Origin of the sequence: Streptomyces sp. NPDC048516, from assembly GCF_043199875.1 — a bacterium.
In the GTDB taxonomy this organism is placed as follows: Bacteria; Actinomycetota; Actinomycetes; order Streptomycetales; family Streptomycetaceae; genus Streptomyces.
Genome location: NZ_JBICWS010000004.1, coordinates 225,114 through 237,689, shown reverse-complemented (window position 1 = coordinate 237,689; position 12,576 = coordinate 225,114). Strand labels below are relative to the sequence as shown.

General features: G+C 72.3%; 15 protein-coding genes. 9 read left to right on the top strand and 6 right to left on the bottom strand.

The window, feature by feature from the left end; genetic code table 11:
- Positions 1-202 precede the first annotated feature (202 nt).
- The gene (locus tag ACGFR7_RS10660; protein ID WP_393315975.1) at positions 203-1,144 is read left to right on the top strand and encodes an NADP-dependent oxidoreductase; all 942 of its coding nucleotides are present in this window, start codon (positions 203-205) and stop codon (positions 1,142-1,144) included.
- A gap of 7 nt (positions 1,145-1,151) precedes the next feature.
- Here the strand turns inward: ACGFR7_RS10660 and ACGFR7_RS10655 are convergent, their stop codons facing one another.
- The 3 genes from ACGFR7_RS10655 to ACGFR7_RS10645 all read right to left on the bottom strand — a co-directional run bounded on the left by ACGFR7_RS10655 (position 1,152) and on the right by ACGFR7_RS10645 (position 4,291).
- Positions 1,152-2,138 (bottom strand): hypothetical protein, encoded by a 987-nt coding sequence (locus ACGFR7_RS10655; protein ID WP_393315972.1) that lies wholly within the window; start codon positions 2,136-2,138, stop codon positions 1,152-1,154.
- 251 nt (positions 2,139-2,389) lie between these two features.
- Complete coding sequence (locus ACGFR7_RS10650; RefSeq protein WP_393315969.1) at positions 2,390-3,142, bottom strand: hypothetical protein; 753 nt, start codon at positions 3,140-3,142, stop codon at positions 2,390-2,392.
- A gap of 129 nt (positions 3,143-3,271) precedes the next feature.
- Positions 3,272-4,291 carry a cation diffusion facilitator family transporter gene (locus tag ACGFR7_RS10645; protein ID WP_393315966.1) on the bottom strand — a complete coding sequence of 340 codons (1,020 nt, stop codon included), beginning with the start codon at positions 4,289-4,291 and terminating at the stop codon, positions 3,272-3,274.
- 226 nt (positions 4,292-4,517) lie between these two features.
- Here ACGFR7_RS10645 and ACGFR7_RS10640 point away from each other — a divergent pair, with 226 nt between their 5' ends.
- From ACGFR7_RS10640 to cobM, 3 genes are all read left to right on the top strand, one after another.
- The gene (locus ACGFR7_RS10640) at positions 4,518-4,787 is read left to right on the top strand and encodes a hypothetical protein (RefSeq protein ID WP_393315963.1); all 270 of its coding nucleotides are present in this window, start codon (positions 4,518-4,520) and stop codon (positions 4,785-4,787) included.
- Between the two features lie 272 nt (positions 4,788-5,059).
- On the top strand, positions 5,060-6,469 hold the full coding sequence (gene cbiT, locus ACGFR7_RS10635) for a precorrin-6Y C5,15-methyltransferase (decarboxylating) subunit CbiT (RefSeq protein ID WP_393315960.1): 1,410 nt from the start codon (positions 5,060-5,062) through the stop codon (positions 6,467-6,469).
- Positions 6,466-7,260, top strand: a complete 795-nt coding sequence (gene cobM, locus ACGFR7_RS10630) for a precorrin-4 C(11)-methyltransferase (protein ID WP_393315957.1) — start codon at positions 6,466-6,468, stop codon at positions 7,258-7,260. Before cbiT ends, cobM begins: the two co-directional genes overlap by 4 nt.
- Positions 7,261-7,364: 104 nt before the next feature.
- Here the strand turns inward: cobM and ACGFR7_RS10625 are convergent, their stop codons facing one another.
- Entirely contained in the window at positions 7,365-7,592 is a 228-nt protein-coding gene (locus ACGFR7_RS10625) for a bacteriocin (protein WP_393315954.1), read from the bottom strand.
- A 737-nt stretch (positions 7,593-8,329) separates the two neighbouring features.
- Between ACGFR7_RS10625 and ACGFR7_RS10620 the strand changes: the two genes are divergently transcribed.
- Positions 8,330-8,695: a hypothetical protein gene (locus tag ACGFR7_RS10620; protein WP_393315951.1), complete on the top strand. Its 366-nt coding sequence runs from the start codon at positions 8,330-8,332 to the stop codon at positions 8,693-8,695.
- A gap of 33 nt (positions 8,696-8,728) precedes the next feature.
- On the opposite strand, the gene ACGFR7_RS10615 is transcribed toward ACGFR7_RS10620, so the two are convergent.
- A complete protein-coding gene (locus tag ACGFR7_RS10615) occupies positions 8,729-10,006 on the bottom strand; it encodes a cobalt-precorrin-5B (C(1))-methyltransferase (RefSeq protein WP_393315948.1) in 1,278 nt (425 codons plus the stop codon).
- 17 nt (positions 10,007-10,023) lie between these two features.
- On the opposite strand from ACGFR7_RS10615, the gene ACGFR7_RS10610 reads away from it, so the two are divergent.
- A complete protein-coding gene (locus ACGFR7_RS10610) occupies positions 10,024-10,803 on the top strand; it encodes a cobalt-precorrin-6A reductase (protein WP_393315945.1) in 780 nt (259 codons plus the stop codon).
- 135 nt (positions 10,804-10,938) lie between these two features.
- Here the strand turns inward: ACGFR7_RS10610 and ACGFR7_RS10605 are convergent, their stop codons facing one another.
- Positions 10,939-11,160 (bottom strand): hypothetical protein, encoded by a 222-nt coding sequence (locus tag ACGFR7_RS10605; RefSeq protein WP_393315942.1) that lies wholly within the window; start codon positions 11,158-11,160, stop codon positions 10,939-10,941.
- A 144-nt stretch (positions 11,161-11,304) separates the two neighbouring features.
- Between ACGFR7_RS10605 and ACGFR7_RS10600 the strand changes: the two genes are divergently transcribed.
- From ACGFR7_RS10600 to ACGFR7_RS10590, 3 genes are read left to right on the top strand one after another with little or no spacing between them, the layout of a single operon-like run.
- Positions 11,305-12,129 carry a helix-turn-helix domain-containing protein gene (locus ACGFR7_RS10600; protein WP_393315939.1) on the top strand — a complete coding sequence of 275 codons (825 nt, stop codon included), beginning with the start codon at positions 11,305-11,307 and terminating at the stop codon, positions 12,127-12,129.
- Positions 12,126-12,335: a DUF397 domain-containing protein gene (locus tag ACGFR7_RS10595; protein ID WP_393315936.1), complete on the top strand. Its 210-nt coding sequence runs from the start codon at positions 12,126-12,128 to the stop codon at positions 12,333-12,335. Before ACGFR7_RS10600 ends, ACGFR7_RS10595 begins: the two co-directional genes overlap by 4 nt.
- 23 nt (positions 12,336-12,358) lie before the next feature.
- Complete coding sequence (locus tag ACGFR7_RS10590; RefSeq protein ID WP_393315933.1) at positions 12,359-12,568, top strand: DUF397 domain-containing protein; 210 nt, start codon at positions 12,359-12,361, stop codon at positions 12,566-12,568.
- Positions 12,569-12,576 lie beyond the last annotated feature (8 nt).

Sequence of the window (12,576 nt, the reverse complement as noted above, 5' to 3'; positions counted from 1 at the left end):
GCCGCCGGGGCCGGGGACCTACGGGCCGGACCGACGGCCCCTGGGACCGCGTCCCGTCGAACGGAGGGCCGTACAGCCCCGGTGCGCGGGGCCGTACGAGTTGCTTCCGCCGCACCGCCTCTCCTCCTGCCGCGTCCGGCCCCACCCGCGTGCTTACGATCCCCTTCGGCCACCGTTCGGAAGGGTGGAAGGGAACGCCACGATGAGAGCCGTAGCAGTCAGCGCATTCGGTGAAAAGCCGCAGCTCATGGATCTGCCCCAGCCCGAGCCAGGGCCCGGTGAGGTTCTGGTGCGGCTGTCCGCCGCCGGACTCAACCCCGTCGACTGGAAGATCGCCGACGGCATGTTCGGCGATGCCGTGCCGGCGGCCTTCCCCCTCGTCCTGGGGTCGGACGGGGCGGGCGAGGTACTTGCGATCGGGAACGGCGTACGGCGATTCACCGTCGGCGACGCCGTGTTCGGGCAGTTCCAGCGGCCGGAGCAGGGCGGCGGTTCCTACTGCGAGCTCGCCGTCGCCGACGAGAGCCGCCTCGCGCACGCCGCCCGGAGCGTCACCTACGCCACCTCCGCGGGGCTGCCGACGGCCGGCATGACCGCGTACAACCTGGTCGAGGAGACCCGGGTCACCGAGGGCACCCGGGTGCTGATCGTCGGCGCGACCGGCGGCGTCGGCACCTTCGTCACCCAGCTCGCGGCCGGCCGTGGCGCCGAGGTGATCGCCACCGCGCGCCCGGCCAAGGCGGAGCTGATGCGGACGCTGGGCGCCGCGGAGACCGTCGACCATGCCGCGGGCCCGCTCGCCGACCAGGTCCTCGCGGCTCATCCGGACGGCGTCGACGTGCTGATCGACATGATCGGCGGGCCCGCCGAGTTCGGCGAGCTGACCCGGACCGTGCGCGACGGCGGCACGGCCGTCTCGCTCCTCGGCTCGGCCGACGCCGACGAGCTGACCGACAACAACCTGCGCGGCTTCAACTTCGTCAACCGCCCCTCCCAGCAGTTGCTGGAGATCCTCGCCGGTCAGGTCGACGCGGGCCGTCTGACGGTCCTCGTGGGACGCGAGGTTTCGCTGGAGGAGGCGCCGGAGGCCTTGGAAGCCAGCCGCAGCGGCCGGGCGCAGGGCAAGACGGTCCTGGCGATCTGAGCGGAGCTCAGGGGCCTGCGGCGGCGCGGGCGAGGCGGCGCGCCCGCAGCGTCCGGGCCGCCGGCGGCCCCGCCGCGGCCAGCGCCGCTGTCAGGGTGCCGGCACCGACGACCAGCCAGACGCCGGTGAGCAACGGGCCGGTGAGCGCATCGGCGTAGGCGCCCGCGGCGGGCCGGGAGATCACGGCGGGCAGCGCGTCCAGGGCCCGGCCGCGGACCAGCGCGAGCGCGGCGGCCAGCAGGGCGGCTGCCGCCGCGCAGCCCAGTCCCGTACAGATCAGCGCCCGCCGCCGCTGCCGGGCCAGCAGCAGCCCGCCGGTCAGGCACAGCGCCGCGGCGGGCGGCAACAGCAGCGCCCCGGTGTGCACGACCCGGTAAACGGCCCGGATCCGTGGCACGTCCGGTGCCTTCAGCAGCACGATCTCCACCCCGGCCCGCGGCACCCGGCCGAGGAGGTCGAGCCCCATGCCGTTGTGCGACAGCTGACGCTTGACCCGCTCCACGACCGGTGTGAGATCAAGGGTGACCGCGGAGCGGCCGGACGCGGTCAGACTGCCGTCCAGGCTCCGGTGGGCGGTCCGGTGCACCCCGTTCCACACCGCGGGAAAGCCGCGCCCGGTGACGACCTGCCGTACCTGTTTGTCCACGAACTGGCGCAGGCCGCGGGTGAAGTGCTTGCGCAGCGCGGGACGCTCGGCGCGCGGTACGGCGTCCAGCAGCCCGTCGAGCCGGACATGCGCCATCACCCCGTCCGTCACATCGTCGACGACCGCGTTCTGAACGGCAGGATTCCCGGCCAGTGGTGCCACCGCCGCCACGTAGCTGTCGGTCTGGGTCAGCTCGGCTCGTGCCCAGGTCGCCGCCAGACTCAGCGGCAGCAGCAAGGCACCCAACAGCAGCAGCACCCCACCGGCCACCGCCCGCCCGCACCGCCACGGCGAGCGCTCCCGCTCCGTCATCCGCCCGCCCGGGCGTAGGGGAGCGTTCGCTGACATCGCGTCTGGTCCTTCCTGCCCGGCGGGCGGACAAGGGCGCGTCCCGCGGACCGGCCGGGCTCGGGAAGACCTCGGTGCCGGTCCGGCAGTTCCTGCCGGTGAGCCCCTGGCCCGGCCGGGCACGGGAAGTCCCCCGCAACGCGCCCTACGGCCTGCTTCCAGGCAAGTGCGAACCCCCGCCGCCCGCGAGCGGGGCCGGTGCCAACGGGTGACCCGGCGCGCGGCCCGTGGGCTCGGACCGATCCGTGGCCTCAGCGCGGCGCCGCGCCGCGCCGCCGCCGTACCGCCCGCACCACTCCCGGCCCGAGCAGCGCGGCGGCCGCGGCCGCCGCCGCCCACCACCCCCAGCCGCCGCCGGCCCCGGCGTCCGCGCGGGTCTCCGGCAGATCGTCCAGGTCGCCGGAGCAGGCCGTGGGGGCGAAGGATTCGTCCACGTAGACACAGACCGTGGCGGCGGCACGCAGGGTGCCGGGGGCGGCGCTGCCGGCGCGGTCGGCACGGTCGCCGAGCACGGCCGAGGCGGTGAACACCTGGATGTCGTGTGCGGGCAGGTCGGAGCGCCAGACCGCCTTCTGCCGGCCCACGCCGCGCCCTTCGACGGTGGCGCCGGGCGCGGTGGCGGAGGTGGTGGTGGCCGGCATCTCCTGCTCGATGCGGGCCCCGTGGACGGCGGTGGGGCCGAGGTTGTGCACAGTGATGCGGTAGTCGAGCCGTTTGCCGGCCTCGGCGTCGTCCCGTCCGTCCGTCACCGCCACCGTGACCGAGACGGCGGGGGGCGCCGGGGCGTACCCGGCAGCGGACGATGCCTGCGGGATGTACGCGGCAGCGGACGATGCCTGCGGGATGTACGCGGCGACGGGTAGTGCCCGCGGGGTGTACGCGGCGACGGGTAGTGCCCGCGGGGTGTACGCGCCGACGGGCGGTGCCTGCGGGGCGTACGCGGCGGCGGACGGTCCGGGGAGCGGGGCGGCGCAGAGCAGCGCGCAGACAACGGCGGTTCTCATGCCGTCATCCGAGCACCGCGGCCCCCGTCACCGGCGGCAGGCGGCCTCCTCCCGGGCCGGGTTCACCCGAGTGAGGGGCGGTGGCCGCCGCTCAACGCCGGTGCGGCCCCGGCCGCCGCACCGGACCCGTCAACGCCGGTGCGGCCCCGACCGGTGGACCGGACCGTGGGAGTCCTCGCAATGGCCGGCCTGCTCCTCCGCTCCGGCGCCGGGCCGCGGGCCCAGCGTCAGTACGTCGTCCGGCGAGCCCTGTTCGCCGACGTGGTCGACCTGGAGGGTGGCGTGGCTGATGCCGTACTCGCCGCTCAACAGCTCCTGCAGACCGCGGCGGACCTTGTGGCAGTCACCGCCCGGCGCCACCAGGATGTGCGCGGAGAGCGCCGGCTGCCCGGAGGTGATCTGCCAGATGTGCAGATCGTGCACCTCGACGACCTCGTCCATGGCGACCAGACGCTCGCCCAGCGCGTCCGGGTCGACCCCGGCCGGTGCGGCCTCCATGAAGATCCGTCCGGATTCGCGCACCAGCCCCGTACCGGCCCGCAGCATCAGCGCGACGACCACCAGCGAGGCGATCGCATCCGCCCGCTCGAACCCCGTCGTCAGCACGATCAGACCGGCGAGAGCGGTGGCGACGAAGCCGAACAGGTCGGTGAGGATGTGCTGGTAGGCGCCCTCGACGTTCAGGCTGGAGCGGTTGGCGCGGGACAGCAGCCAGGTGCAGATCAGATTCACCACGATCCCGGACAGCGCGGTGACCAGCACCAGCCCGCCGGTCACCGCGGGCGGCGAGATCAGCCGCTGGACCGCCTCGTACGCCAGCCAGACCGACAGCAGCAGCAACGTGATGCCGTTGGCCTGTGCGGAGAGGATTTCGGCGCGCTTGAGCCCGTAGGTGTACCCACCGCGCGCGGGCCGCGCCGCCAGCCGCATCGCGACCAGGGCCAGCACGATCGAGACCGCGTCGGTGAGCATATGGGCGGCGTCCGAGATCAGTGCCAGGGACTGCGCCAGGACACCGATGACGACCTCGACCGCCATGTATGCGGTGAGCAGGATGAGCGCGCTGCGCAGCCAGCGCCGGTCGGCGTCCGGCGAGACCCCGTGGGCGTGGCTGTGGCTGTGCCCGTGGCTGTGGGCGTGTCCGGTCATGGGCGCGCTCCTTCCTGGCTCCTTGCTCCGAAGCAAACCGCACTTCAGCAAAAGATCCAAAGGCTGCATCGGTGACCGTTGTCATTACCGTCGAACGGACTGTCGTGCCTGGTCAGAGCGGTGCGGGCGGGAAGGGGAGCCGGGGTGGAAAACGGAACTCGGATGTCCGCTCCCGGCTGGCGTGGGAAGCCGCCGGAGCCTTTGTGCCCCGGTAGCATCCGGCGCTATGAGCGCTACGGGCGAGACCGTGCGGCCCGCACCCGGCAAGGGCCAGATCCTGGCGGTGCTCGGCCTGCTGGCCGCCGTCGCGATCCTGTACGGCTACCACGACGGCCTCCCCTTCTGGCTGGGTGCGCTGACCGGTGTGGTCGCCGTGCTCGGTTACCTGGTCTGCTTCGACTCCCCGCGCGGCCTCTGGCAGTGGCTGCCGGCCGGAGTGGGTTTCTGCGCGGCGTTTCTGTTCGCGTGGCAGTTCTTGCTCGTGGTGCTGGGTTAGCTGGTGGCGCTGAGATGACTCGCAGTGCTGGGGTGACTCGTGGCGCTGGGGTGACTCGTGGCGCTGGGGTGACTCGTGGCGCTGAGGTGACTCGTGGTGCCGGTGTGAGGGGATGGGGCCGCCGCGCGGGTTGACGCGGGTTGACGGGGGGCAGCGGGACCGCGCGAGGCGACCGGTCAGTAAAGTTCGGCTCCCGTCCCCCGGACCGGTGCCCCTTCGTCTTCGACGGGTTCCTCGGGTCCGGCCCCTCCCGACCTCTGAGGTATTCGGCAGTGAGCCCCGCACCACCCGCCCCGGCCGCTCCTGAACCCGTGTCCGTCGTCGGCATCGGGGCCGACGGCTGGGACGGACTGCCCGCCGCCTCCCGGCAGGAGCTGCGGAGCGCCGAGGTACTGATCGGCGGCCCCCGCCAGCTCGCGCTGCTGCCCGACGAGTGCGCCGGTGAGCGCGTCCCGTGGCCGTCCCCCCTGCGCCCCGCCGTCCGCGGACTGCTCGCCGCGCACGCCGGGCGCCGGGTGTGCGTGCTGGCCAGCGGCGATCCGATGTTCTACGGGATCGGGCGGACCCTGACCGAGGTACTGGCGGAAACGGCAGGGGGAGCAGCAGTTGAAGGGGCAGCGGAAGGGGGAGCCGCCGCGGAAGAGGAAGCAGCAGGGGAAGCGGTAGCGGCGCCCCCGTCAGGGCCCCGGCTCCGGATCTTCCCCCACCCCTCCTCCGTCTCCTACGCCTGCGCCCGCCTCGGCTGGCCGCTGGAGGACACCGAGGTCATCACGCTCGTCGGGCGGCCCACCGAGAACCTGGCCCGCGGGCTGTACGACGGCCACCGCCTGCTGGTGCTGTCCGCCGGTGCCGGTACCCCCGCCGAGGTTGCCGCCCTGCTGCGCGCCCACGGCTTCGGCCCGACCCGTATGCGGGTACTGGAGCAACTGGGCGGCTCGCGCGAACGGATGGCGGAGGGCACCGCCGACGGCTGGGACGCTCCGCCCGCCGACCCCCTCAACGTCATCGCCCTCGACTGCCGCCGCGCACCCGGCACCCCACCGCTGTCCCCCGTCCCCGGCCTCCCCGACGCGGCCTACGAACACGACGGCCAGCTCACCAAGCGCCATGTCCGTGCCGCCACCCTCGCCGCGCTGGCGCCCGCCCCCGGCGAACTCCTGTGGGACATCGGCGGCGGCTCCGGCTCCATCGCCATCGAGTGGCTGCGGGCGCACCACACCTGCCGCGCCATCGGTGTCGAGCGCGACGCCGTACGGGCCGAGCGGATCGGCCGCAACGCCCGCGCGCTCGGCGTCCCCGCGCTGCGCGTCGTCCACGGATCGGCGCCCGCCGCCCTGGACGGACTGCCGACCCCGGACGCGGTGTTCATCGGCGGCGGGCTGACCGCCCCCGGCCTGCTGGCCGCGTGCTGGGAGGCGCTGCCCGCGGGCGGCCGGATCGTCGCGAACACGGTGACGCTGGAGTCCGAGGCGCTGCTCGCCGACTGCCACCGGCGGTACGGCGGCGAACTGGTCCGGCTCGCCGTCGCCCATGCGGTGCCGGTCGGCGGCTTCACAGGCTGGCGGCAGGCGATGCCGGTCACCCAGTGGTCGGCCGTGAAGCCGCCGGCCGTCTCTCCGTCCCCGGCCGTTTCTCCGTCCTTGCCCCCGTCCTCCCGCCCCCAGGAGACCGAGCAACCATGACCGTCCACTTCATCGGCGCGGGTCCCGGCGCCGCCGACCTGATCACCGTGCGCGGCGCCCGTACGCTCGCCTCCTGCGGGGTCTGCCTCTACGCGGGAAGCCTGGTGCCGCGCGAGCTGCTGGCCGAGTGCCCGCCCGGCGCCCGGCTCATCGACACCGCTCAGCTGGACCTCGACACGATCACCGCCGAGATGGTCCGCGCTCACGAGGAGGGCCACGACGTCGCCCGGCTGCACTCCGGCGACCCGTCCGTCTTCAGCGCCGTCGCCGAGCAGATGCGCAGGCTGGACGCGGCCGGGGTGCCGTACGACGTGGTGCCGGGCGTGCCCGCTTTCGCCGCGGCCGCCGCCGCCCTGGGGCGCGAACTGACCGTCCCCACCGTCGGCCAGACCGTCATCCTCACCCGCGTCGCCCAACGCGCCACCCCCATGCCCGAGGGCGAGGACCTTGCCACTCTCGGCCGCAGCGGTGCGCTGCTGGTCCTCCACCTGGCCGCGATGTACGTCGACCGGGTCGTCGACGAACTCCTGCCGCACTACGGCGCCGACTGCCCGGCCGCCGTCGTCGCCATGGCCTCCCGCCCCGACGAACTGGTCCTGCGCGGCACCCTCGCCGACATCGCCGCCCAGGTGAAGGCCGCGGGCGTGGTCCGTACGGCCGTCATCATGGTCGGCCGCACCCTGGGCGCCGAGCAGTTCCGCGACAGCCATCTCTACTCGGCGGACCGGGAGCGGCCGCACGGTGGGTGTGGTGCAGGCGAGGCCGGAGCAGGCGCTCCTGCCACTCCCTGAACCCGGGCAGACCCAGACGTAAACGCAGACACAGACACACCGGAACCCCGGGACGGGATGTCCCGGGGTTCCGCTGCGTCCTGCTGATGCGTGGCGTGCCGCTCTCAGAGGCTGGTGGTGTGCACCGCGCCCATGACGGAGCCGGAGACCTGCGCAGAGGCACCCTCGGGGGAGACCGACGCGCCGGCGCCGAGGAAGCCGCCGACGTTCGCGGAGACGCCGTGCCCGGCGATCTCGGCACCCGTGTTGGCGCCGCCGGCGACGAGACCACCGGAAATGTTCTCGAGCTCGCTGTCGGAGATCTCCGTGGCGGCGGTGAAGTCGTTGCGCATGGTGTGCCCTTTTCGTCAATGCTGTGGATTCTGAACCAACACAGGCCGAATTGTGGAGTAATCCGTCCGCAACACGGGCGCCTGGCACCGGGCACCGGAAACCGGACACCGGGAGAATGACGCGCGTAATGGCGTCCGCGTGTTCATGAAATGCAATCACGGCGAGGGGTTTCGCGGCAACTTGCCGGCCCGTTTTTCATCGGCGTGAAATGCGACGTCACAACCGCCCTGACGTGCATCTTTGTCCGGTTCTTGCCTGATGGGGCGCACCGGGTATCCGCCGAGTGGGATGGTGTGAGATGTCTGCATTTTCCGCGTAACGCGGGTTGTGGCGCGGGTTGTCATGCTGGTTGTCGCAGGGATTATGAATTTACGCCGAAGCCCTGAAATGCCCTTTGGGTTGCCGGGGGTGCGTCACGTCCCTCGCGATGGCAGTCGCAGTCGCGCTTTCAGTTTCCGCTTTCCGGATTCGGTTTATGGGTTTTCGGTGAAGGTTCCGCACCGAAAGGCGGCACATCCGTTTACGGGCGCCCGCCTGGTGCCCTCTCTCTGTCCGCCCACTGCCTGTCCCCGGACCTGTCCCCGGGTCTGAAGCCCGGCCCCGTCAGACCCGACTTCCCCGGGCCCGTCCGGCTGACCATACGACCGCATAGGGGTGAATGTCCGTTACTCGGCTACCGGGGGCCGGTAAGGAAGCTGCGAGACCCAAGGGGGGCCGAGCAAAGGAGTGCGCCACGATGCGTACCAGACTGGCCGCCGGTGCGGTCGGCGCCGCCGTCCTGCTGACGCTCTTCGGCGGCAACGTCGCCGGCGCCGACGGCAGGGACCACACCACGCAGGCGACGGCGGCGGAGACCCCGGCACAGACGCACGACAGCTCGCCGTGGATGCACGACAGCCCGGCCGCGATGAACGACCGGCCGCTTCGCGTGAACAACCGTCCGGCAGGGCGCTACGACCGCAGGCAAGCAGGCTTCGACCGCAACGGGCGGTTCCGCGACAACCCGCTGCAGCTGACCACCTGTGCCCTCGGCACGGCGCTGGGCAGGCTCACCGGCCGCGGCAGCGACTGCGTGGCAAGCCGGTACGGGCTGCGTACCTGACTACCTGACAGGTGCGGAGGTGGGGCGAGCCCTTCACCGGAGCCGGCCACCCTGACGGGCGTCCACCGGCCCCCGCGGCTCCGCCCGCCCCACCACCATGCCCGCCCGGTCGATGCAGATGACGTCGACCGCGACGGGCGCCCCCCGCAGCACGGCCAGCGACTCGTCGCGCGCCGTCGCCGCCACCAGATCCCCCAGCGGGACGTCCGCCGCGGCGCACAACTGCAGCGCCGCCAGGCCCGTGTTGGCCTCGGCCACCGCCTGTGCCAGCGTCTCGTCCGCCCCGCCCCGCCGGGCCAGCTCCGCCAGGAATCCCTTGTCGACCTGGGACCGCGCGGAGTGCAGATCCAGATGTCCGGCCGCCAGTTTGGACAGCTTGGCGAACCCGCCGCAGATGGTCAGCCGCTCCACGGGGTGGCGCCGGATGTACTTGAGCACCGCCCCCGCGAAGTCCCCCATGTCCAGCAGCGCGTCCTCGGGCAGGTGGTGCAGCGCGACGGCGACCTTCTCCGACGTCGATCCCGTACACCCGGCCACGTGCCGCCGCCCCGCCGCCCGTGCCACGTCCACGCCGCGCCGGATGGAGTCGATCCAGGCCGAGCAGGAGTACGGCACCACGATCCCGGTGGTTCCCAGGATCGACAGCCCGCCCAGGATCCCCAGCCGCGGATTCCAGGTGCTGCGGGCGATCTCCTCCCCGTGATCGACGGAGATCTCCACCTCGACGTCGGCAGCCGCCCCCGGACCGCCGCCGTAGCGCGCCGCGACCTCGGCCAGGTGCTCTCGCATCATCTGCCGCGGTACGGGGTTGACCGCCGGCTCGCCCACGTCCAGCGGCAGCCCGGGCCGGGTCACCGTCCCGACCCCCGGCCCGGCCTTGAACACGACCCCCGACCCGGGCGGCAGCGCCCGCACGGTGGCCCGGACGAGCGCCCCGTGGGTCACGTCGGGATCGTCGCCCGCGTCCTTCACCACCCCCGCCATGGCGGCCGTACACCCCGGCGCGGACTCCTTTACCGTCGGCTCCTTTGCCCTCGGCTCCTCCACCATCAGCTTCTCCACAGCCAGCGCGAAGGACGGCGTCTGCCCCTTCGGCAGGGTGATCGTCACCGGGTCCGGGAACTCGCCGCTCAGCAGCGCCGTGTACGCGGCAGTGCTCGCCGCCGTCGCACAGGCCCCGGTCGTCCAGCCGTGCCGCAGCCCGGTGTGCGCGAGCTGCGCGCTGCGCCCGCCCGCGGCCTTGCCCGTACCCTGCGGCCCCGTATGCCCGGTACCCGTATGCCCCGTACCCTGCGGTTGCGCTTCAGCCACGGAGGAACCCACATCCCATGCCCGACGCAGCCCGCCCGCCGCGCCACGTACTGATCCTCGGCGGCACGACGGAGGCCCGCCGCCTGGCCGCCACCCTGGCAGCGGAGCCGTCCCTGCGCGTGACGACCTCGCTCGCCGGCCGGGTCGCCGCGCCGCGGCTGCCCGCCGGGGAGGTCCGCATCGGCGGGTTCGGGGGCCCCGAGGGCCAAGCCCGCTGGCTGCGGGAGCATGCGGTGGACGCGCTCATTGACGCCACCCATCCTTTCGCCGACACGATCAGTCACCACGCGGCCCTGGCCGCCGCCACCGCCCATGTTCCCCTGCTCGCCCTCCGCAGGCCCGGCTGGGTACCGGGACCCGGCGACGACTGGCACCAGGTCACCTCCCTGGACGAGGCCGCCGCCGCCCTCCCCGCCCTCGGCACCCGCATCTTCCTCACCACCGGCCGCATGGGCCTGGCCCACTTCGCCCACCTCACCGACCTCTGGTTCCTCGTCCGCTCCGTCGACGCCCCCGAGCCGCCGCACCCGCCCCGGATGACGACCCTCCTGGCCCGCGGCCCGTTCACCCCGGACGGCGAACGGCAGCTCCTCCGGGACCACCGCATCGACGTCGTCGTCACGAAGGACAGCGGCGCGACCGCCACCGCCGCCAAGCTGACGGCGGCGCGTGAGGCGGGCGTACCGGTGGTGGTCGTCCGGCGGCCGCCGCTGCCCGACGGGGTGCCGGTGGCGGCGGGTCCGGACGAGGCCGTGCAATGGATCCGCAGCCTTTTCAGCGAGGCCAATGCACGCTGAAGTGATTGGCCTCGCGGACCCTTTTTGCTAATTCTTCGCGACGTTTTGCCGATTCCGCAGGCTCGTCATCGCGGTCGGCCTTCACGTTTTCGCGACCGGGCTCCTGGGCACTCGCGGATTCGTCTGCCTCGGTGCTCACGGGGCGCACGTCCGCACCGCTTCCGCGAGCCGGCGTGCGACGTCCGGGGTGCAGCGGCCCAGCTCCACGAGCGGCTGCGGAAAGTGATCCGCCAGCGAGACCGGGTCCACGGCCAGCGACGGCAGGGTGATCCCCGCCCCCTTCAGCGCCGTCCGCAGCTCGCCGCACGCCTGCTCCGCGTCCCTGCGCTTCCCGGCCGCCGGCCCGCGCTCCGCCATTCCCATTTCTTCTTCTCCCTCTTCTGGGTTCGAGTCCTGACTGGGCTGCAAAAGCCCTTTCACACTCCTAGAGTCGTCACAACGGGCCGCTTCCGACAGGGAGTTGGCGTTGCCGTAGGGACAGGACAACAGGGGTATTGGGGAATGGTCGAAAAGAATTCCGAGGAGTACGTGGGTTCGGCTCGCTGGGTCCTCGCCTGCGAACTCCAGCGGTTACGGGAGGCGTCGGGCAAATCATTGGCCCAGCTCGCCGAGGAGACCAACTACGACCGCACCTACCTGCACCGCCTGGAGACCGGCGAACGACTCTCCAAGCTCCCGGTCATGGAGGCGCTGGACCGGGTCTACGGGACGGGTGAGCTGCTGGTGCGGTTGTGGGGGCTGGCGCGGCTGGATGCCTTCAAGGACAAGTACCGGGAGTTCATGAAGCTTGAGGCGAAGGCCACGATTATTCACAAGTACGCGGTGGTCGTCCCTGGCCTCTTGCAGACCGAGGGCTTCGCGCGGTTCGTGCTGTCGTCGTCTCCAACTTCGAAAAGTCCGGACGAGCTCGAAGACGACGTCGCTGCTCGTATCGGTAGGCAGGAACTGTTGCGCCGCACCCCTCCGCCCAGCGTCCGGATCATTCTCGACGAGGCGGTTCTGCGGCGCCCGGCACCCGATCCCAAGGTCTGGCATGACCAGCTTGCCCGGATCGAGGGCGCTGCCGAAGCTCCGACTATGACGATCCAGGTGCTTCCGCTGTCTGCCGGGGTGCAGGGCCTCACTGGCGGGCCACTCTCGCTCCTCTGGATGGCGGACGGCAGTGCTGTTGCCTACCTGGAGGGCAACAGGTCAGGGGAGTTGGTCGAAGATCCAGCAGAAATCGAGCGATACCGATTGTCTTACGATCGCCTGCGAGACGCGGCACTGCCGCCGTGTGCCTCATCCACATTCATCCAGCAGTTGGTGGAGGACAGCAGGCCATGAAGACGATCCCCAACCTGTCAGGTGTTGCATGGCGCAAGAGCAGCTACAGCGACGGAGGAGAGGACAACTGCGTCGAGGTCTCCGATGGCTTCCCCGGCGCCGTCCCGGTCCGTGACAGCAAGAACCCGTCCGGCGGCGTGCTGCTCTTCCCGGCAGAGGCGTGGACGTCGTTCATAGCCACCGTCAAGGCGGACCAACTGAGTTGAGGACGAGGGGAAGGCAGCAAGCCGTGAAGACGATCCTGAACCCGGCCGCCCTCGCGTGGCGCAAGAGCAGCTACAGCAATGGCGGCGACGCCAACTGCGTGGAGGTCTCCGAGGGCTTCCCCGGGGCGGTCCCGGTGCGTGACAGTAAGACCCCGACTGGTGGTGTGCTGCTCTTCCCGGCCGAGGTCTGGTCGGCCTTCATAGGTGAGGTGAAGGGCGGCCGGCTCGGCTGAGCTCGACC